This window comes from Pseudomonas sp. GW823-FHT01D03 (assembly GCF_058798255.1).
Map to the genome: position 1 here is coordinate 5,410,897 of NZ_JBXAKK010000001.1, position 18,754 is coordinate 5,429,650.

Consider the following 18,754-nt stretch of genomic DNA (forward strand, 5'->3'; position numbering starts at 1 on the left):
AGAATTGAAAATAAATTCGCCTTCCAGACAATAAACATCAGTGATTAATCAGAAACACACTCTCCACCCGGGACAACGCTTGCGACCACACCTCATCAGCGATTTCCACAGACCGAAAAAATCTCACGCGTGAGCCATTGATGGCATTTTGAATTGGTTGTAGTGTGGCTCACGCGTGAGATGTTCATAACGGAGTCATTGCCATGAAAAGTCGCTCCCCCACCGTTGCATCAGAGAGCCCACAGGGAGAGCGCTCGAAACCGTCCGCGAAAAAGCCGTCGAGCTTCTACATGAAGCAGATGCGCGCGGGCCTGGCTGCCGCCGGTTATGTAAAACACGAAACTTGGGTGCTTCCGGAAAACCGAAGCTTGCTCAAGCAGATGGAGCAACAGCTACGCCAACCGATTCTGGCTGGCTCATTCATGTCGGAGAATTACATGAGCGCAGGCAACAACTGGAACATCGATAGCCTCTTCAACGCCCTCAAGGCACTGGACGAGGTGGCTTCGCAGGAGATCACGCTGTCTCTGATCCAGAGCTCCGAACCCAGCATCAGGCTGGAAATGAACGAATTCGGCGGTCTGCCGATTCACATCGCCTTGGCTGGTCAGCAGATCATCGTCGACACCGTGCTGGTGGATATCGATTCGATCACTGACGTGCACGCCTTCAACGACGCCGTGCTGCGCAGCCGGGAAATGTTCCCGCTGTCGTCGATCGGCATCGAGTCGATGCCCAACGGGCAGACCGTTTACAACATGTTTGGCGCCCTCAGCGCCGACTCGAGCCTGACCAACGTCGTCACCGAGGTGAAAACCCTGGTCGACAACGTGCAGCGCGCGAGCGAAGCCTTCGAACACTTCTTCAAGTAATCAACAGGGAATATCCAATGACTCAGTCCATCTGGAGCAAGTTGTTCACCGCTCTGCGCGGCGGCGCCAATGAAGTCGGCGAAGCGATCGTCGACCAACAGGCCCTGCGCATCCTCGATCAGGAAATCCGCGACGCCGACACCGCGCTGTCGAACGCCCGCCGTGAGCTGGTCACCATCATGGCCAAGCACAAGCTGGCCGCTGATCGCGTGAGCGAGTACGACGCCAAGATCAAGGATCTGGAAGCCAAGGCGGTTTCCGCACTGAACGCCGGCCGCGAAGACCTGGCCATGGAAGTGGCCGAAGCGATTTCGACCCTGACCAACGACCTGACCGCCGAGAAAGCCCAGAGCGACGAGTTCGGCACCTACGCCGAAAACATGCGCAAGGACATCAGCAAGGCCGAGTCGCGGATCAAGAGCCTGCGCCAGCAAGTGGACATGGCCAAGGCCCGTGAAAGCGTGCAAAAGGCGCAGGTCAGCGCGTCCATCGCCAGCGGCGGTGCCAACGGCAAGCTGGAAACCGCTGTCGGCACGCTGAACCGTCTGCAGGCCAAGCAGCAGCAACGCGCTGCCGAGCTGAGTGCCGCCGATGAACTGGCTGACGCTTCTACCGGCAATGACCTGGAACGCAAACTGCGCGACGCCGGCATCACGCCGAACGAAGGCAGCGCCAATGCGATCCTTGAGCGTCTGAAGCAAAAGTCAGCTCAGTAAAACCGCCCTCCTGTAGGAGCTGCCGCAGGCTGCGATCTTTTGATCTGGATTCAAGATCAAAAGATCGCAGCCTGCGGCAGCTCCTACAGTTTTTCGCACCCACAACATTTGCATTTTGCCTGCTCGTTCGTCGCCCGGCCCGGTACACTGGCGGCGCTTTTTACGACGAACACCTCCACCCGCCTCAAGGAATGTACCCATGGGATGGTTCAAAGACTTGCTGGGCACCAGCAACTGGCAGACCGCTGCGCCAACGCCAACCGTTGCCAGTGGCCCACTCGGGATGGCACAAGGCAAAGGCGTGCGATTCGATTCGACCCTGGCCTTGCTGCTTGATGGCAGCACCTCGGTACAGGTTCCGGCTGCAGAGGCAATCTGGAGCGCCGGCTGGATCGACCTCGGCCAATCCAACAAGCTGCATCGCTACTACCTCAATAACGAAGACTTCTGGCTGCAGATCCACGTCACCGGTGACGACCAGATCGAGTCGGTCACCCTGTTCAACTACCTCAGCTACGTGACCGTCAACAGTGACGCCGAGCTGCAGCGCCTGGCCGGCCCCGCAAGCCCGATCGGCCTGCCGATCTACATCCACGACGGCGTCCAGTACAGCCGCGAATGGGGCACCGAGCAGGGCCAGACCGAACTCGTACCGATGACCGAACACGTGGTCAACCCGGACGAGAGCTACACCATCGAACACCACTCCATGCTTTACGCGCGCGAGACCGGCCTGACCGATCGCCGCGAATTGCTGCTGTTCTCCGTCGAACAGGACGAGGAAGGCACCGTCAGCCTGAGCACCTCGCTGGGCATTTCGCTGTACACGACTGATTTGAGCACCATTTAAATAAGGAAGTTTTCCATGCTGGAAGTGCTGGCCGTTTCCCTGAACAAGACCGCACTGGTCGGTTTCGTCGTCTACCTGATCGGCGCCGTGTTGCTGTTCATGCTGTTCCAGTTCGTCTACACCCGTATCACGCCACACAAAGAGTTCGAGCTGATTCGCTCCGGCAACATCGCTGCCGCCATCGCTCTGGCGGGCGCGATCATCGGCTTCGCGATTCCGGCCAGCAATGTCATCGCGTTTTCGGTCAACGTCCTCGATTTTGTGCTGTGGGCGGTGATTGCTGCCGTGGTGCAATTGCTGGCATTCCTCGCCACGGGGCTGGTGCTCAAGGGCACGTCGCAGCGTATCGCCAACGGTGAAATCGCCTCGGGAATCTACGTGGCCGCGGTGGCTATCAGCGTCGGCATGCTCAACGCCGCGTGCATGACCCCGTCCAACTGATCGGCAGGAAGCCTTCGATGAAACGCAGCAAGTACGTTCAACTGTCCCTCGCCGCTTCGGTGGCGCTGGCGATTTCCGGCGAGGTTACCGCGCAGGAGCAGCAACGCTTCCAATCTGTCGAGGAGTGCGTCGGCGCCGAAGTGGCCGCCGACGTCTGCTCCAACGCCTACGTCGCGGCATTGACCGAACATCGACGTATTGCGCCGGCCTACGATGACAAGGCCAAGTGCGACGCCGACTTCGCCGCCGACTGGTGCCAGAAAAACTCCGATGGCCGCTTCGTGCCGAAGCTCGGCGGCTTCAAGGTGCCGCAGAACGGCGAGGCGCCACAGGACCTGAATGCGCTTGCCAATGCGCAGATGCCTGCCGGTGAAGCCGCCGCCGCGCAGAACTCACAAAGTACATCTCACTCGTCCGGCGGCGGCAACGGTTGGCTGACGGGCTGGCTGATCGGCAATGCGATGAGCAACAACGCCAATCGCACGGTCTATCGCGATCGCGATACGCGCCAGACCTACAACACCTCGACGCAGTACCGCAAAATCGAATCGGCACCGGCTATCCGCACCGACACCCGCTACGACAGCACCCGGAGCAAACCGGTCAACGTCGCTTCGTCGACGTCCCGCGGCGGCTTCGGCAGCCAGTCTTCCGCGCGCAGCGGTTGGGGCGGCTGGGGCAGTTCGAGCAGCTGACCATGAAGAAGATCCACTGCGCCGAGCGCCCCGACTGGAAACAGACTGCCGAAAGCCTCGGCTTTCTGTTCCACACCATCGACGACGAGCCGTACTGGGACGAAAGCGCCTACTACCAGTTCACGCTCGCGCAGATTGAAAACGATCTGGAGGATCCGACTACCGAACTGCACGAGATGTGCATGGACCTGGTCGACCGCGTGGTGCACAGCGAAGAACTGCTGGATCGCCTGAGCATCCCGGCGCCGTACTACGACATGATCCGCACGTCCTGGCTGGAAGGTCATCCGCATCTGTATGGGCGTATGGACTTTTCCTACAACGGCAACGGCCCGGCCAAGCTGCTGGAGCTCAACTACGACACGCCGACCAGCCTCTATGAGGCGGCGGCGTTTCAGTGGGGCTGGCTGGAGCAGTGCATCGAGCGCGGGATGCTGCCGCGCCATGCCGACCAGTTCAACAGCATCGATACCAAGCTGCACCAGGCGTTTGCCGAGTTGCAGCTCAAGCGGCCGTTCTACTTTGCTTCGATGAAAGACTCGGTCGAAGACAAGGGCACCACCGACTACCTGCGCCTGATCGCGGAAAAGGTCGGGATCGAATCCAGGCACATCGACATCGAAGACATCGGCCTGACCGCCGAAGGTCGCTTCGTCGATCTGCAGGATCGCTGGATTCCGCACCTGTTCAAGCTGCATGCCTGGGAATTCATTTTCCACGAGCCATTCGGTGCAGCCATTGCCGAAAGCGATACGCAGTTTTTCGAACCGGCGTGGAAGTCGATCCTGTCGAACAAAGGCGCGCTGCCGCTGCTGTGGGAATTGCACAAGGGCCATCCGAATCTGCTGGCAGCGCATCTTGATCCGAACCCGGCCAGTGCGGTGCCCAAGGGCTGGGTACGCAAACCGTACTTTTCCCGCGAAGGCGCGAATATCGAGCTGCAAACGGCAGAAGGTCTGATCGTCAAAGAAGACGGGCCCTACACCGATGCGCCATTCATCTTGCAGGAATTTGCGCCATTGCCGAAGTTCGACGACAGCTACACGCTGATCGGCTCGTGGGTGATTGGTGATCAGGCGGCGGGGATCGGCGTGCGGGAAGACAACAGTCTGATCACCAAGGATTCCAGCCGGTTTCTACCACACCTGATCCTCGACTGAAACACACACCCGCATTTGTGGGAGCGGGCTTGCTCGCGAATGCGGACTGCCATTCAACAAATGCTTTGACTGACCCGACGCCTTCGCGAGCAAGCCCGCACCCACAGGAGATCAATGGTAATCGCGGACCTTGCGCCACAAAAAAGGCCCGTCGTTTTGAACGACGGGCCTTTTTATTCAGCGCGGATGCAGCAACGAATCAGAACGGAATGTCGTCATCGAAGCTGTCGAAATCCGGAGCCGGTTGCGGTGCCGCCTGCTGTGGAGCCGGGGCTGGACGCTGTTGCGGAGCCGACTGCTGCGGGCGTGGAGCCTGTTGACGTGGCGCCTGCTGCTGGTAGTTGTTGCCACCGCCTTGTTGATCGCCCTGTTGAGGACGGCCGCCGAGCAGTTGCATGGTGCCTTGCATGTCGACCACGATTTCGGTGGTGTAACGCTTGATACCGTCTTTTTCCCACTCGCGGGTCTGCAGCTTGCCTTCGATGTACACCTGCGAACCCTTACGCAGGTATTCGCCGGCGATTTCGGCAACCTTGCCGAACATCGAAACACGGTGCCATTCGGTCTTCTCGACCTTTTGACCGGTTTGCTTGTCGGTCCACTGTTCGCTGGTTGCCAGACTCAGGTTGGTCACGGCGTTACCGTTAGGCAGGTAGCGAACTTCGGGATCCTGGCCGCAAGTGCCGACCAATATGACTTTGTTAACCCCACGGGCCATAACGTTCTCCTAGGCTTCGCAAGCAGCCCCGGCCGGGTTGTTCACCAGGCGTTCGAGGGTGTCGCGATCCACTAATTCTTTGTCCAGTTTGATGTAAACAGCCGCTTCATCAGCAACTATCACTGCATCTGTTACCCCTACGAGGGCCTTGAGGCGCTCGACCAGACCCGCTTCGCGGATCGCCTCGGGCGACAACGGCAAGCGCAGGCTCGTCACGTAGGGTGGTTCGCGCATGGTAACAGCAAAGGCTAGCCAGATGGCAGCCAGACCCGCACATCCAAGGAACACAACCGACAGACCGCCATGCTGAAACAGCCAGCCGCCGAGTATCCCGCCAAGTGCCGAACCGAGGAACTGGCTGGTGGAATACACGCCCATCGCCGTGCCCTTCCCGCCCGCCGGTGAAACCTTGCTGATCAGCGACGGCAACGAAGCTTCCAGCAGATTGAACGCGGTGAAGAACACCACCGTACCGATCACCAGAGCCCGCAAGCTGTCACCGAACTGCCAGAAGAATAGCTCAGTGAGCATCAGCGTCAGGACGGCGCCGAGCAAAATTCGTTTCATTTTGCGTTTCTTCTCGCCGTAGATGATGAACGGGATCATGGCGAAGAACGAAATCAGCAGTGCGGTCAGGTAAACCCACCAGTGCTGCTCCTTGGGCAAACCGGCCTTTTCCACAAGGGCCAACGGCAGGGCGACGAAGCTCGACATCAGCATCGCGTGCAGCACGAAAATGCCCAGATCCAGGCGCAGCAGATCCGGGTGTTTGAGTGTCGGCATCAGGGCCTGACGCGCCACGCCGGATTCTCGATGGCTCAACGGCCCGGTGGATTTCGGCACCATGAACATCACGATGACGATCCCGAACAGGGCCATACCGCCAGTGGCGAGGAACAGCCCGGACAGGCCAAACGCGCGGGTCAGCAACGGCCCGACCACCATGGCCACGGCGAACGACAGACCGATGGTCATGCCGATCATGGCCATGGCTTTGGTACGGTGTTGTTCACGGGTCAGGTCGGAAAGCAGTGCCATGACCGCAGCGGAAATCGCCCCGGCGCCTTGCAGGATGCGTCCGGCAATCACGCCCCAGATCGAATCGGCCTGAGCCGCCAGCACACTGCCGAGAGCGAAGACCACCAGCCCGAGGAAAATCACCGGACGCCGGCCGATGCGGTCGGAAATGATCCCGAACGGAATCTGGAAAATCGCCTGGGTCAGGCCGTAAGCGCCAATCGCCAGCCCGATCAGGGCCGGGGTCGCTCCCGCCAGGTCCATGCCGTAGGTCGCCAGTACCGGCAACACCATGAACATGCCAAGCATACGGAAGGCGAACACCAGGGCCAGACCGGTCGCTGCGCGGGTCTCGCTGCCACTCATGCGTTCGCTGTGGGGATCGTGCATGGAAAAACCTCGTGTGAACCGGCGGCGATTCTACCAGTCCCATCGAAAGACGGGGTATATCGCGACGCTATGACGCGTATAGATGAAACTCTCTTCATGCAAGGTAAAAAACCCTTCGTTTGATAGTGTGCATCCATCCAGTATTTGCCCGTATACTCCTACGTTTTCGACGCCCGCCGAGCGAGGCCACTTTGGACAAGATCCTGATACGTGGGGCCCGTACCCACAACCTGAAGAACATCGACCTGACCCTGCCACGGGACAAACTGATCGTCATCACCGGCCTGTCCGGATCCGGCAAGTCGTCCCTGGCCTTCGACACGTTGTACGCCGAAGGTCAGCGCCGCTATGTAGAATCCCTGTCGGCCTACGCCCGACAGTTCCTGTCGATGATGGAAAAGCCCGACGTCGACACCATTGAAGGCTTGTCGCCGGCCATCTCCATCGAACAGAAGTCGACCTCGCACAACCCGCGCTCCACTGTCGGCACCATCACCGAAATCTATGACTACCTGCGCCTGCTGTATGCACGCGTCGGTACGCCGCGTTGCCCGGATCACGATATTCCACTTGAGGCGCAGACCGTCAGCCAGATGGTCGATCTGGTGCTGGCACAACCGGAAGGCAGCAAGCTGATGTTGCTGGCGCCGGTTATTCGCGAACGCAAAGGCGAGCACTTGTCAGTGTTCGAAGAGCTGCGCGCCCAAGGCTTCGTCCGCGCCCGGGTCAACGGGCGGATCTGCGAACTCGATGAACTGCCGAAACTGGATAAACAGAAGAAGCATTCGATCGATGTCATCGTCGACCGCTTCAAGGTTCGCGCCGATCTGCAGCAACGTCTGGCCGAATCTTTCGAGACCGCGTTGAAACTGGCGGACGGCATTGCCATGGTCGCGCCGATGGATGATGAGCCGGGTGAAGAGATGATCTTCTCCGCGCGCTTCGCCTGCCCGATCTGCGGCCATGCCATCAGCGAGCTTGAGCCGAAGCTGTTCTCCTTCAACAACCCGGCCGGCGCCTGCCCGACCTGCGATGGCCTGGGCGTGAAGCAGTTCTTCGACATCAAGCGCCTGGTCAATGGTGAACTGACTCTTGCCGAGGGCGCGATTCGCGGCTGGGACAGGCGTAACGTCTATTACTTCCAGATGCTCGGCTCACTTGCCTCGCACTACAAGTTCAGTCTTGAGAAGCCGTTCAACGAGCTGACCGCCGAACAGCAGAAGCAGATCCTGCATGGCAGCGGCTCACAGAATGTCGACTTCAAGTACCTCAATGACCGCGGCGACATCGTCAAACGTTCGCACCCGTTCGAAGGTATCGTGCCGAACCTTGAGCGTCGCTACCGCGAAACCGAATCGGCCAGCGTGCGCGAAGAGCTGGCCAAGTTCCTCAGCACCCAGGCTTGCCCGGATTGCCGCGGCACTCGTCTGCGTCGCGAGGCGCGGCACGTGTGGGTTGGCGAGAAAACCCTGCCGGCAGTGACCAACCTGCCGATCGGCGATGCCTGCGTGTACTTCGGCGAACTGAAGATGACCGGGCGGCGTGGCGAAATCGCCGACAAGATCCTCAAGGAAATCCGCGAGCGTCTGCAATTCCTGGTCAACGTCGGCCTCGACTATCTGTCGCTGGATCGCAGCGCCGACACCCTGTCCGGTGGCGAAGCGCAGCGCATTCGTCTGGCGAGCCAGATCGGCGCCGGCCTGGTCGGGGTGCTTTACATCCTCGACGAGCCGTCCATTGGCCTGCATCAGCGCGATAACGACCGTTTGCTCGGCACCCTCAAGCACCTGCGCGATATCGGCAACACTGTGATCGTGGTCGAGCACGACGAAGACGCGATCCGTCTGGCCGACTATGTGGTGGATATCGGGCCGGGCGCCGGCGTGCACGGCGGGCAGATCGTGGCTGAAGGTACGCCGGCCGAAGTCATGGCGCACCCGGACTCACTGACCGGTAAATACCTGTCGGGGCGGGTGAAGATCGAAGTGCCGGCCAAACGCACACCACGCAACAAGAAGCTGACGCTGTCGCTCAAAGGTGCGCGCGGCAACAACCTGCGCAACGTCGATCTGGAAATCCCGATCGGCCTGCTGACCTGCGTGACCGGTGTTTCCGGCTCCGGCAAGTCGACGCTGATCAACAACACGCTGTTCCCGTTGAGCGCTACTGCACTCAATGGTGCGACCACGCTGGAAGCGGCCGCACATGACAGCATCAAGGGACTGGAGCATCTCGACAAGGTCGTCGATATCGATCAGAGCCCGATCGGCCGTACGCCGCGCTCCAACCCGGCGACCTACACAGGGCTGTTCACACCGATCCGCGAACTGTTTGCCGGCGTACCCGAGTCACGTTCCCGTGGTTACGGCCCGGGCCGTTTCTCGTTCAACGTCAAGGGCGGTCGTTGCGAGGCGTGCCAGGGCGACGGCCTTATCAAGGTCGAAATGCACTTCCTGCCGGACATCTACGTGCCGTGCGATGTGTGCAAGAGCAAGCGCTACAACCGCGAAACCCTTGAGATCAAATACAAGGGCAAGAGCATCCATGAAACCCTTGAGATGACCATTGAGGAAGCCCGGGAGTTCTTCGACGCGGTTCCGGCGCTGGCGCGCAAGCTGCAGACGTTGATGGATGTGGGCCTGTCGTATATCAAGCTCGGGCAATCGGCAACCACGCTGTCCGGTGGTGAAGCGCAGCGGGTCAAACTGTCACGCGAGCTGTCCAAGCGCGACACCGGCAAAACTCTGTATATCCTCGATGAGCCGACCACCGGCCTGCACTTCGCGGATATTCAGCAACTGCTCGACGTGCTGCATCGCCTGCGCGACCACGGCAACACGGTGGTGGTGATCGAGCACAATCTGGACGTGATCAAGACTGCCGACTGGCTGGTGGATCTGGGGCCGGAGGGCGGCTCCAAGGGTGGGCAGATCATCGCCACCGGCACTCCGGAGGAAGTAGCCGAGATGAAGCAGTCTCACACCGGTCACTACCTCAAACCGTTGCTGATTCGCGATCGTGCTTAATCGCCGGGCATGAAAAAGCCCCTGTCACTTCATCAGTGACAGGGGCTTTTTTATATCTTCTGCAATCAGGACGTGTGGGACTGCAGGTAGTTTTCGAGACCGATCAGCTTGATCAGGCCTAACTGCTTCTCTAGCCAGTAGGTGTGATCTTCTTCGGTATCGTTGAGCTGAACCCGCAGGATCTCGCGGCTGACGTAATCCTTGTGCTGCTCGCACAGCTCAATGCCTTTGCACAGTGCGGCGCGGACTTTGTACTCGAGACGCAGATCGGCTTCGAGCATCTCCGGCACGGTGGTGCCGACATCCAGATCATCCGGACGCATGCGCGGAGTGCCTTCAAGCATCAGGATCCGACGCATCAGCGCATCGGCGTGGCCGGCTTCTTCTTCCATCTCGTGGTTGATTCGTTCGTAGAGCTTGGTGAAACCCCAGTCCTCATACATCCGCGAGTGAACAAAATATTGGTCACGCGCGGCCAGTTCGCCGGTCAGCAACGTGTTGAGGTAATCGATTACGTCTGGGTGGCCTTGCATCGCCCTACATCTCCCTGCTTGAAAGTCTGTAGTTTGAACCAAGCTGACCAGAAGGTCACCCCGTTTCGCGCAATAAAAGCGAAGATATTCTGAGAAAAGCGGCCTAAATAACGCAAAAACCGCCCTAATGAGGGCGGTTCTGCTTCTCGTTTAGACTTCGTTAAGCTGTACGTCGAGCAGCTTTGCGATTGCTTCTCCATACGCCGGATCGGCCTTGTAGAAATGCTGCAACTGACGATCAACCACATCAGGTGAAACACCGCTCATGGCGCCAGCGATATTGCTGACCAGCAAAGCTTTCTGCTCGTCGCTCATCAGACGGAACAGCGCACCGGCGTGGCTGTAGTAATCGGTGTCTTCGCGATGATCGTAACGGTCAGCAGCACCGCTCAAAGCCAGTGCAGGCTCGGCGTAGCGCGGCGCTTGCTTCGGCGATTCGATGTAGCTGTTCGGTTCGTAGTTAGGTGCTGCACCACCATTGCTGCCGAAAGCCATCGAACCGTCGCGCTGGTAAGTGTTCACCGGGCTGCGTGGAGCGTTCACCGGCAATTGCTGGTGGTTGGTGCCAACACGGTAGCGGTGCGCATCCGCATAGGCGAAAACCCGGCCTTGCAGCATGCGATCCGGCGACAGACCAACACCCGGCACCATGTTGCTCGGACCGAATGCAGCTTGCTCAACCTCAGCAAAGTAGTTCAGCGGGTTGCGGTTCAGCTCCAGCTCACCGACTTCGATCAGCGGGAACTCCTTCTGCGACCAGGTCTTGGTCACATCGAACGGATTTTCGTAATGCGCTGCGGCTTGCGCCTCGGTCATGATCTGAATGCACACACGCCATTTCGGGAAGTCGCCACGCTCAATCGCCTCGAACAGATCACGCTGAGCGTAATCCGGATCGGTACCCGCCAGGCGCGCAGCATCGGCCGGTGCCAGGTTCTTGATGCCTTGCTTGGTTTTGTAGTGCCACTTCACCCAGTGACGCTCACCTTTGGCATTGATCAGACTGTAGGTGTGGCTGCCGAAGCCGTGCATGTGACGGTAGCCATCGGGAATACCGCGATCCGAAAACAGAATGGTCACCTGGTGCAGTGCTTCCGGCGAATGCGACCAGAAGTCCCACATCATCTGCGCGCTTTTCAGGTTGCTCTGCGGGAGGCGTTTCTGGGTGTGGATAAAGTCGGGAAACTTCAGCGGATCACGGATGAAGAACACAGGAGTGTTGTTACCAACGATGTCCCAGTTGCCTTCCTCGGTGTAGAACTTCAGAGCGAAACCACGTGGATCACGTTCGGTGTCAGCCGAGCCACGTTCGCCGCCAACGGTGGAGAAGCGCAGGAACGTCGGGGTTTGCTTGCCGACGGCCTCAAACAGTTTGGCGCTGGTGTACTCGGTGATATCGCGGGTCACGGTGAACGTACCGTAAGCACCCGAGCCTTTGGCGTGCACACGGCGCTCAGGAATGTTTTCACGGTTGAAATGGGCAAGCTTCTCGATCAGATGAAAATCGTCGAGCAACAGCGGCCCACGAGGGCCGGCGGAGCGAGAATTCTGGTTATCGGCGACAGGTGCGCCACTGGCGGTCGTAAGCGTTTTGATCTGGCTCATACGGTCTTCTTCCTCTGTCAGTCTTGAAACTGTCGGCTAATCGGCTTGCTGGGAAGTATTGATCATCGATGTTACATCTACAAATTCATTAACTTGTAGTCACCGATAGATAATTACTAATTATGCTTCCCGGCACATAGTGACAACAGAACAATGTCAGAAGCTTGTACGAACAGCGCATTTCTTGCGGGCACAAAAAACCGGGCACTAGGCCCGGTTTTTCGTTTCAGACTGACGTCTTACTCGGCGGATACAGCTTCGCCAGCAGTAGCACGATCAACCAACTCGACGTACGCCATAGGCGCGTTGTCGCCAGCGCGGAAACCGCACTTGAGGATGCGCAGGTAGCCACCCTCACGGGTAGCGTAACGCTTGCCCAGGTCGTTGAAGAGCTTACCAACGATAGCTTTCGAACGAGTACGGTCGAAAGCCAGACGGCGGTTAGCCAGGCTGTCTGTCTTGGCCAGAGTGATCAGCGGCTCGGCAACGCGGCGCAGTTCTTTGGCTTTTGGCAGAGTAGTCTTGATCAGCTCGTGCTCGAACAACGACACCGCCATGTTCTGGAACATGGCCTTGCGGTGCGAGCTGGTGCGGCTCAGGTGACGCCCACTTTTACGATGACGCATGGTTCATTCCTTACCAAACACTACGTTCGGTGATTACGACGATCAGGCAGTCGCCTTGTCGTCCTTCTTAAGACTTGCAGGCGGCCAGTTGTCGAGGCGCATGCCGAGGGACAGACCGCGGGAGGCCAGAACGTCCTTGATTTCAGTCAAGGATTTCTTGCCCAGGTTCGGAGTCTTCAACAGCTCTACTTCGGTACGCTGAATCAGGTCGCCGATGTAGTAGATGTTTTCCGCCTTAAGGCAGTTAGCCGAACGTACAGTCAGTTCCAGATCGTCAACCGGGCGAAGCAGGATCGGATCGATCTCGTCTTCCTGCTCGACAACCACTGGCTCACTGTCACCTTTGAGGTCGACGAACGCAGCCAACTGCTGTTGCAGGATGGTTGCAGCGCGGCGGATAGCCTCTTCAGGATCCAGAGTACCGTTGGTTTCCAGATCAATAACCAGCTTGTCCAGGTTGGTACGCTGCTCGACACGGGCGTTTTCCACCACGTATGCGATACGGCGAACCGGGCTGAACGAAGAGTCGAGCTGCAAGCGACCAATGCTGCGGCTTTCGTCTTCATCGCTCTGACGCGAGTCGGCTGGCTCATAACCACGACCACGAGCTACGGTGAGCTTCATGTTCAGGGCGCCGTTAGACGCCAGGTTAGCGATTACGTGATCGGGGTTAACGATCTCGACATCATGATCCAGCTGAATATCGGCAGCGGTAACCACCCCCGAACCCTTCTTCGACAAGGTCAGCGTAACTTCGTCACGACCGTGCAGCTTGATGGCCAGACCTTTAAGGTTCAACAGGATTTCAATTACGTCTTCCTGTACACCTTCGATGGCGCTGTACTCGTGGAGCACACCGTCAATCTCGGCCTCGACTACTGCGCAGCCGGGCATTGAGGACAACAGGATGCGGCGCAGCGCGTTGCCCAGGGTGTGGCCAAAACCACGCTCGAGAGGCTCGAGAGTGATCTTGGCGCGGGTTGGACTGACAACCTGCACATCAATGTGGCGGGGTGTCAGGAACTCATTTACCGAAATCTGCATGGATGCACCTATTTTCTAGCCCTTACTTGGAGTAGAGCTCGACAATCAGGCTTTCGTTGATGTCGGCGGACAGATCACTGCGAGCAGGAACGTTCTTGAAAACGCCCGACTTCTTCTCAGTGTCTACTTCTACCCATTCTACGCGGCCACGTTGGGCACACAGATCGAGAGCTTGGACAATGCGAAGTTGGTTTTTTGCTTTCTCGCGAACTGCGACCACGTCACCAGCACGAACCTGATACGACGGAACGTTTACGGTCTGACCGTTAACGCTGATCGACTTGTGCGATACCAGCTGACGGGATTCGGCACGAGTCGAACCAAAGCCCATACGGTATACAACGTTGTCCAGACGGCATTCGAGCAGTTGCAGCAGGTTTTCACCGGTTGCACCTTTCTTGCCAGCAGCTTCTTTGTAGTAGCCGCTGAACTGACGCTCGAGAACGCCGTAGATACGACGGACCTTCTGCTTTTCACGCAGTTGGGTGCCGTAGTCGGACTGGCGACCGCGGCGTTGGCCGTGGATACCAGGTGCTGCTTCAATGTTGCACTTCGATTCGATCGCGCGCACGCCGCTCTTCAGGAAGAGATCGGTGCCTTCGCGACGAGCGAGTTTGCATTTTGGACCAATGTAACGAGCCATTCTTTACAATCTCCTGGATTACACGCGGCGCTTCTTCGGCGGACGGCACCCGTTGTGCGGGATTGGCGTCACGTCGGTGATGCTGGCGATCTTGTAGCCACAGCCGTTCAAAGCGCGGACTGCGGATTCACGACCTGGACCTGGACCCTTGACGTTAACGTCGAGGTTTTTCAGGCCGTATTCCAGCGCAGCTTGACCAGCACGCTCAGCAGCTACTTGAGCAGCGAACGGGGTGGACTTGCGGGAACCGCGGAAACCCGAACCACCGGAGGTAGCCCAGGAAAGAGCGTTACCTTGACGGTCGGTAATGGTCACGATGGTGTTGTTAAAAGAAGCATGGATGTGGGCGATGCCATCAACCACTGTCTTTTTAACTTTTTTACGAGGACGAGCAGCAGGTTTTGCCATGATTAAATTCCTGTCGATTCGCTGGGGCGATTACTTGCGGATCGGCTTACGCGGACCTTTACGGGTACGCGCGTTGGTCTTGGTACGCTGACCGCGTACTGGAAGACCGCGACGATGACGCAGACCGCGATAGCAACCGAGGTCCATCAAGCGCTTGATTTTCATGTTGATTTCGCGACGCAGGTCACCTTCAGTGGTGAACTTCGCCACTTCGCCACGCAGCTGTTCAATTTGCTCGTCGCTCAGATCTTTGATCTTTGCTGCTGGGTTTACCCCAGTGTCTGCACAGATTTTCTGCGCAGTAGTGCGACCGACACCATAGATGTAGGTCAGCGAGATAACAGTATGCTTGTTATCTGGAATGTTAACGCCTGCAATACGGGCCATTCAGTGGGACTCCAATTGACAGCTACCTACGCCCCGGAAGCCAAGAAATAGGGCGCGAGATAATATCGCTGTAATAACAAATAATCAACCCGGCAGCGCACTAGCTGCCGGGCTTGAAGCACAATCACACTCAGCCTTGGCGCTGTTTGTGACGCGGTTCCGCGCTGCAAATTACTCGAACAACACCTTCGCGGCGAATAATCTTGCAGTTACGGCACAGCTTTTTCACCGATGCACGAACTTTCATCACCAACTCCTCGAACCTTATGGGTACTCAGCGCAACATGCCGCTGCCGTAACCCTTCAGGTTGGCTTTCTTCATCAGGGATTCGTACTGGTGCGAAACGAGGTGCGATTGTACTTGGGACATGAAGTCCATCACAACCACGACCACGATCAGCAACGAGGTCCCGCCAAGGTAGAACGGAACGTTGGCTGCAACCACCAGGAACTGGGGCAACAGGCACACGGCCGTCATGTAAAGAGCACCGAACATGGTCAAGCGAGTCAAAACGCCATCAATATAGCGTGCAGACTGCTCACCTGGACGGATGCCCGGAATAAAGGCACCGGACTTCTTCAGGTTTTCCGCTACGTCTTTCGGATTGAACATCAACGCCGTATAGAAGAAGCAGAAGAAAATAATCCCTGCACTAAACAGCAGAATATTCAACGGCTGACCAGGAGCGATCGACTGCGAGATGTCCTGCAACCAGCCCATACCTTCAGACTGACCAAACCAGGCACCCAACGAAGCCGGGAACAGCAAAATGCTGCTCGCGAAAATAGCCGGAATAACACCGGCCATGTTCACCTTCAGCGGCAAGTGGCTTGTCTGCGCAGCAAAAACCTTGCGGCCCTGCTGACGCTTGGCGTAGTGAACAGCGATACGACGCTGGCCACGCTCAATGAACACCACGAAACCGATAATCGCTACTGCCAGCAAACCGATGGCAACCAAGGCGAAAATATTGATATCACCCTGACGCGCAGACTCGAAAGACTGCCCGATTGCTCTCGGAAGACCGGCGACGATACCCGAAAAAATCAACATCGAGATACCGTTGCCTACACCACGCTCAGTAATCTGCTCACCCAGCCACATCATGAACATCGCGCCAGCCACAAAAGTGGATACCGCGACGAAATGGAAGCCAAAGTCACCAGTGAACGCAACGCCCTGCCCCGCCAAACCAATGGACATGCCAATAGCCTGAACGAGAGCGAGGACGACGGTGCCGTAGCGGGTGTACTGGCTGATCTTGCGACGGCCAGCTTCACCTTCCTTCTTCAACTGCTCCAGCTGCGGGCTGACGGCGGTCATCAGTTGCATGATGATCGATGCCGAAATGTACGGCATGATCCCCAATGCAAAGATGCTCATCCGTTCCAGCGCGCCGCCGGAGAACATGTTGAACAAGCTAAGAATGGTCCCCTCATTCTGTCGAAACAGGTCTGCGAGTCGGTCCGGGTTGATACCTGGAACCGGGATGTGTGCGCCTATTCGGTAGACGATAATCGCCAGGAACAGAAAACGCAGACGAGCCCAGAGTTCAGACATACCGCCTTTGCCGAGCGCAGAGAGAGCACCTTGCTTAGCCATTTATTCCTCGAACTTGCCGCCAGCTGCTTCGATAGCCGCACGCGCACCTTTGGTGGCGCCGATTCCCTTGCCGATAGTGACAGCGCGAGTCACTTCACCGGACAGCATGATTTTCACACGCTGTACGTTGACGTTGATCACGTTGGCATCTTTCAGGGACTGCACGGTGACGATGTCGCCTTCCACTTTAGCCAGCTCGGACAGACGCACTTCTGCGCGGTCCATGGCTTTCAGGGAAACGAAACCGAACTTCGGCAGGCGACGATGCAGCGGCTGTTGACCGCCTTCAAAGCCTGGAGCAATAGTGCCACCGGAGCGGGAGGTTTGACCTTTGTGACCACGGCCACCAGTCTTACCCAAACCGCTACCGATACCACGGCCCGGACGATGCTTTTCGCGACGGGAACCCGGCGCTGGACTCAGATCATTGAGTTTCATCGATTAACCCTCGACACGCAGCATGTAGTAAGCCTTGTTGATCATCCCGCGATTCTCGGGAGTATCCTGGACTTCTACAGTGTGACCGATGCGACGCAGACCCAGACCCTTAACACACAGTTTGTGGTTAGGGATGCGGCCGGTCATGCTTTTGATCAGCGTAACTTTAACGGTAGCCATGATCAGAAGATCTCCTTGACAGTCAGGCCACGCTTGGCAGCGATGGACTCAGGAGATTGCATGGCTTTCAGACCTTTGAAAGTGGCGTGAACCACGTTTACCGGGTTAGTCGAGCCGTAGCACTTGGCCAGAACGTTCTGAACGCCAGCAACTTCGAGGACAGCACGCATAGCGCCGCCAGCGATGATACCGGTACCTTCAGAAGCAGGCTGCATGTATACCTTCGAAGCGCCGTGAGCGGACTTCATTGCGTACTGCAGGGTAGTGCCGTTCAGGTCAACTTGAATCATGTTGCGGCGAGCAGCTTCCATTGCCTTCTGGATCGCAGCAGGCACTTCACGCGACTTGCCACGGCCGAAGCCAACACGCCCTTTACCATCACCAACCACGGTCAACGCGGTGAAAGTGAAAATACGGCCGCCTTTAACGGTTTTGGCTACGCGGTTAACTTGAACCAGCTTCTCAATGTAGCCTTCGTCGCGCTTTTGGTCGTTATTTGACATAACTTAGAACTCCAGCCCAGCTTCACGAGCAGCATCAGCCAGCGCTTTAACGCGGCCATGGTACTTGAAGCCAGAGCGGTCGAAAGCCACTTGCGAGACGCCAGCGGCCTTAGCACGCGTAGCGACCAGCTGGCCAACCTTTGTGGCCGCGTCGATGTTGCCAGTGGCGCCATCACGCAGTTCTTTATCCAAAGTCGAGGCGCTTGCCAGGACTTTGTTGCCGTCGGCCGAGATGACCTGGGCGTAGATGTGCTGCGACGAGCGGAACACGCAGAGACGCACGACTTCGAGTTCGTGCATTTTCAGGCGTGCTTTGCGAGCGCGACGCAGTCGAGTAACTTTTTTGTCGGTCATTTGCTATGCCCTACTTCTTCTTGGCTTCTTTACGACGGACGACTTCGTCCGCGTAGCGCACACCTTTGCCTTTGTACGGCTCTGGTGGACGGAAGTCGCGGATCTCAGCGGCCACTTGACCTACCAGCTGTTTATCGATGCCCTTGATCAGGATATCGGTCTGGCTAGGAGTCTCAGCGGTGATGCCTTGCGGCAGTTCGTAATCCACTGGGTGCGAGAAGCCAAGAGCCAGGTTCAGCACCTGACCTTTTGCTTGCGCCTTGTAACCAACACCGACCAGCTGGAGCTTACGCTCGAAGCCTTGGCTTACGCCTTGGACCATGTTGTTTACCAACGCACGCGTGGTACCGGCCATTGCGCGAGTCTGTTGATCGCCATTGCGAGCAGCGAAACGCAGCTCACCAGCTTCTTCAACGATCTCAACGGACGAATGGATGTTCAGTTCAAGAGTACCCTTGGCACCCTTCACCGAAAGCTGTTGGCCTGCGAATTTTACTTCGACACCGGCTGGCAGCTTAACGGGGTTCTTAGCGACGCGAGACATG

23 protein-coding genes are annotated in these 18,754 nt (G+C 57.7%); 7 read left to right on the forward strand and 16 right to left on the reverse strand.

The window, feature by feature from the left end; translation table 11 throughout:
• Positions 1 to 203 precede the first annotated feature (203 nt).
• The 6 genes from AC1RBR_RS23985 to AC1RBR_RS24010 all read left to right on the forward strand — a co-directional run bounded on the left by AC1RBR_RS23985 (position 204) and on the right by AC1RBR_RS24010 (position 4,734).
• On the forward strand, positions 204 to 872 hold the full coding sequence (locus AC1RBR_RS23985) for a YjfI family protein (RefSeq protein WP_115986885.1): 669 nt from the start codon (positions 204 to 206) through the stop codon (positions 870 to 872).
• A 17-nt stretch (positions 873 to 889) separates the two neighbouring features.
• Positions 890 to 1,588: a PspA/IM30 family protein gene (locus AC1RBR_RS23990; protein WP_007966153.1), complete on the forward strand. Its 699-nt coding sequence runs from the start codon at positions 890 to 892 to the stop codon at positions 1,586 to 1,588.
• A gap of 199 nt (positions 1,589 to 1,787) precedes the next feature.
• Entirely contained in the window at positions 1,788 to 2,438 is a 651-nt protein-coding gene (locus AC1RBR_RS23995; RefSeq protein WP_492566902.1) for a DUF2491 family protein, read from the forward strand.
• 15 nt (positions 2,439 to 2,453) lie between these two features.
• Positions 2,454 to 2,879 (forward strand): DUF350 domain-containing protein, encoded by a 426-nt coding sequence (locus AC1RBR_RS24000; protein ID WP_027614247.1) that lies wholly within the window; start codon positions 2,454 to 2,456, stop codon positions 2,877 to 2,879.
• A 17-nt stretch (positions 2,880 to 2,896) separates the two neighbouring features.
• On the forward strand, positions 2,897 to 3,574 hold the full coding sequence (locus AC1RBR_RS24005) for a DUF1190 domain-containing protein (protein ID WP_492566904.1): 678 nt from the start codon (positions 2,897 to 2,899) through the stop codon (positions 3,572 to 3,574).
• A 2-nt stretch (positions 3,575 to 3,576) separates the two neighbouring features.
• On the forward strand, positions 3,577 to 4,734 hold the full coding sequence (locus tag AC1RBR_RS24010) for a glutathionylspermidine synthase family protein (RefSeq protein ID WP_492566906.1): 1,158 nt from the start codon (positions 3,577 to 3,579) through the stop codon (positions 4,732 to 4,734).
• Between the two features lie 199 nt (positions 4,735 to 4,933).
• Here AC1RBR_RS24010 and AC1RBR_RS24015 read toward each other — a convergent pair whose 3' ends face one another.
• Both AC1RBR_RS24015 and AC1RBR_RS24020 read right to left on the reverse strand, forming a co-directional pair.
• Positions 4,934 to 5,452, reverse strand: a complete 519-nt coding sequence (locus AC1RBR_RS24015) for a single-stranded DNA-binding protein (protein WP_007966163.1) — start codon at positions 5,450 to 5,452, stop codon at positions 4,934 to 4,936.
• Positions 5,453 to 5,461: 9 nt separating this feature from the next.
• Positions 5,462 to 6,859: an MFS transporter gene (locus tag AC1RBR_RS24020; RefSeq protein ID WP_492566907.1), complete on the reverse strand. Its 1,398-nt coding sequence runs from the start codon at positions 6,857 to 6,859 to the stop codon at positions 5,462 to 5,464.
• Between the two features lie 191 nt (positions 6,860 to 7,050).
• Between AC1RBR_RS24020 and uvrA the strand changes: the two genes are divergently transcribed.
• Positions 7,051 to 9,885: an excinuclease ABC subunit UvrA gene (gene uvrA / locus AC1RBR_RS24025; protein WP_492566909.1), complete on the forward strand. Its 2,835-nt coding sequence runs from the start codon at positions 7,051 to 7,053 to the stop codon at positions 9,883 to 9,885.
• Positions 9,886 to 9,950: 65 nt separating this feature from the next.
• Here the strand turns inward: uvrA and bfr are convergent, their stop codons facing one another.
• From bfr to rplF, 14 genes are all read right to left on the reverse strand, one after another.
• Positions 9,951 to 10,418, reverse strand: a complete 468-nt coding sequence (gene bfr / locus AC1RBR_RS24030; RefSeq protein WP_007918444.1) for a bacterioferritin — start codon at positions 10,416 to 10,418, stop codon at positions 9,951 to 9,953.
• Positions 10,419 to 10,568: 150 nt separating this feature from the next.
• A complete protein-coding gene (locus AC1RBR_RS24035; protein ID WP_492566911.1) occupies positions 10,569 to 12,023 on the reverse strand; it encodes a catalase in 1,455 nt (484 codons plus the stop codon).
• Positions 12,024 to 12,262: 239 nt separating this feature from the next.
• Positions 12,263 to 12,649, reverse strand: a complete 387-nt coding sequence (gene rplQ, locus AC1RBR_RS24040; protein ID WP_003176402.1) for a 50S ribosomal protein L17 — start codon at positions 12,647 to 12,649, stop codon at positions 12,263 to 12,265.
• A 42-nt stretch (positions 12,650 to 12,691) separates the two neighbouring features.
• Positions 12,692 to 13,693, reverse strand: coding sequence for a DNA-directed RNA polymerase subunit alpha (locus AC1RBR_RS24045; RefSeq protein WP_003186012.1), 1,002 nt, complete (start codon positions 13,691 to 13,693; stop codon positions 12,692 to 12,694).
• A 22-nt stretch (positions 13,694 to 13,715) separates the two neighbouring features.
• Positions 13,716 to 14,336, reverse strand: a complete 621-nt coding sequence (gene rpsD / locus AC1RBR_RS24050) for a 30S ribosomal protein S4 (RefSeq protein WP_003176404.1) — start codon at positions 14,334 to 14,336, stop codon at positions 13,716 to 13,718.
• A gap of 18 nt (positions 14,337 to 14,354) precedes the next feature.
• Positions 14,355 to 14,744, reverse strand: a complete 390-nt coding sequence (gene rpsK, locus AC1RBR_RS24055) for a 30S ribosomal protein S11 (protein WP_002555466.1) — start codon at positions 14,742 to 14,744, stop codon at positions 14,355 to 14,357.
• A 30-nt stretch (positions 14,745 to 14,774) separates the two neighbouring features.
• Positions 14,775 to 15,131 (reverse strand): 30S ribosomal protein S13, encoded by a 357-nt coding sequence (gene rpsM / locus AC1RBR_RS24060; protein WP_008374135.1) that lies wholly within the window; start codon positions 15,129 to 15,131, stop codon positions 14,775 to 14,777.
• A gap of 130 nt (positions 15,132 to 15,261) precedes the next feature.
• Positions 15,262 to 15,378, reverse strand: a complete 117-nt coding sequence (rpmJ, locus tag AC1RBR_RS24065) for a 50S ribosomal protein L36 (RefSeq protein WP_002555468.1) — start codon at positions 15,376 to 15,378, stop codon at positions 15,262 to 15,264.
• A 27-nt stretch (positions 15,379 to 15,405) separates the two neighbouring features.
• A complete protein-coding gene (gene secY / locus AC1RBR_RS24070; RefSeq protein ID WP_003228718.1) occupies positions 15,406 to 16,734 on the reverse strand; it encodes a preprotein translocase subunit SecY in 1,329 nt (442 codons plus the stop codon).
• Positions 16,735 to 17,172 (reverse strand): 50S ribosomal protein L15, encoded by a 438-nt coding sequence (gene rplO, locus AC1RBR_RS24075; protein ID WP_003228720.1) that lies wholly within the window; start codon positions 17,170 to 17,172, stop codon positions 16,735 to 16,737.
• A gap of 3 nt (positions 17,173 to 17,175) precedes the next feature.
• Positions 17,176 to 17,352: a 50S ribosomal protein L30 gene (rpmD, locus tag AC1RBR_RS24080; protein ID WP_003176408.1), complete on the reverse strand. Its 177-nt coding sequence runs from the start codon at positions 17,350 to 17,352 to the stop codon at positions 17,176 to 17,178.
• 2 nt (positions 17,353 to 17,354) lie between these two features.
• On the reverse strand, positions 17,355 to 17,855 hold the full coding sequence (gene rpsE / locus AC1RBR_RS24085; RefSeq protein ID WP_003176409.1) for a 30S ribosomal protein S5: 501 nt from the start codon (positions 17,853 to 17,855) through the stop codon (positions 17,355 to 17,357).
• A gap of 3 nt (positions 17,856 to 17,858) precedes the next feature.
• Entirely contained in the window at positions 17,859 to 18,209 is a 351-nt protein-coding gene (rplR, locus tag AC1RBR_RS24090; protein ID WP_003186037.1) for a 50S ribosomal protein L18, read from the reverse strand.
• 10 nt (positions 18,210 to 18,219) lie between these two features.
• Positions 18,220 to 18,753 (reverse strand): 50S ribosomal protein L6, encoded by a 534-nt coding sequence (gene rplF, locus AC1RBR_RS24095; protein ID WP_007966176.1) that lies wholly within the window; start codon positions 18,751 to 18,753, stop codon positions 18,220 to 18,222.
• Position 18,754: the final 1 nt, after the last annotated feature.

Coding starts and splice junctions, on each gene's coding strand:
- AC1RBR_RS24035 (WP_492566911.1), bottom strand. CDS start 12,023: ATGAGCCAGATCAAAACGCTTACGACCGCCAGTGGCGCACCTGTCGCC.
- rpmD (WP_003176408.1), bottom strand. CDS start 17,352: ATGGCTACCGTTAAAGTTACGCTGATCAAAAGCATGACCGGCCGCATC.
- AC1RBR_RS24000 (WP_027614247.1), top strand. CDS start 2,454: ATGCTGGAAGTGCTGGCCGTTTCCCTGAACAAGACCGCACTGGTCGGT.
- AC1RBR_RS24015 (WP_007966163.1), bottom strand. CDS start 5,452: ATGGCCCGTGGGGTTAACAAAGTCATATTGGTCGGCACTTGCGGCCAG.
- bfr (WP_007918444.1), bottom strand. CDS start 10,418: ATGCAAGGCCACCCAGACGTAATCGATTACCTCAACACGTTGCTGACC.
- rplF (WP_007966176.1), bottom strand. CDS start 18,753: ATGTCTCGCGTCGCTAAGAACCCCGTTAAGCTGCCAGCCGGTGTCGAA.
- rpsM (WP_008374135.1), bottom strand. CDS start 15,131: ATGGCCCGTATTGCAGGCGTTAACATTCCAGATAACAAGCATACTGTT.
- secY (WP_003228718.1), bottom strand. CDS start 16,734: ATGGCTAAGCAAGGTGCTCTCTCTGCGCTCGGCAAAGGCGGTATGTCT.
- rplO (WP_003228720.1), bottom strand. CDS start 17,172: ATGAAACTCAATGATCTGAGTCCAGCGCCGGGTTCCCGTCGCGAAAAG.
- rplQ (WP_003176402.1), bottom strand. CDS start 12,649: ATGCGTCATCGTAAAAGTGGGCGTCACCTGAGCCGCACCAGCTCGCAC.
- AC1RBR_RS23985 (WP_115986885.1), top strand. CDS start 204: ATGAAAAGTCGCTCCCCCACCGTTGCATCAGAGAGCCCACAGGGAGAG.
- rplR (WP_003186037.1), bottom strand. CDS start 18,209: ATGACCGACAAAAAAGTTACTCGACTGCGTCGCGCTCGCAAAGCACGC.
- AC1RBR_RS23990 (WP_007966153.1), top strand. CDS start 890: ATGACTCAGTCCATCTGGAGCAAGTTGTTCACCGCTCTGCGCGGCGGC.
- rpsK (WP_002555466.1), bottom strand. CDS start 14,744: ATGGCAAAACCTGCTGCTCGTCCTCGTAAAAAAGTTAAAAAGACAGTG.
- AC1RBR_RS24020 (WP_492566907.1), bottom strand. CDS start 6,859: ATGCACGATCCCCACAGCGAACGCATGAGTGGCAGCGAGACCCGCGCA.
- AC1RBR_RS23995 (WP_492566902.1), top strand. CDS start 1,788: ATGGGATGGTTCAAAGACTTGCTGGGCACCAGCAACTGGCAGACCGCT.
- AC1RBR_RS24010 (WP_492566906.1), top strand. CDS start 3,577: ATGAAGAAGATCCACTGCGCCGAGCGCCCCGACTGGAAACAGACTGCC.
- rpmJ (WP_002555468.1), bottom strand. CDS start 15,378: ATGAAAGTTCGTGCATCGGTGAAAAAGCTGTGCCGTAACTGCAAGATT.
- AC1RBR_RS24045 (WP_003186012.1), bottom strand. CDS start 13,693: ATGCAGATTTCGGTAAATGAGTTCCTGACACCCCGCCACATTGATGTG.
- rpsE (WP_003176409.1), bottom strand. CDS start 17,855: ATGTCAAATAACGACCAAAAGCGCGACGAAGGCTACATTGAGAAGCTG.
- AC1RBR_RS24005 (WP_492566904.1), top strand. CDS start 2,897: ATGAAACGCAGCAAGTACGTTCAACTGTCCCTCGCCGCTTCGGTGGCG.
- rpsD (WP_003176404.1), bottom strand. CDS start 14,336: ATGGCTCGTTACATTGGTCCAAAATGCAAACTCGCTCGTCGCGAAGGC.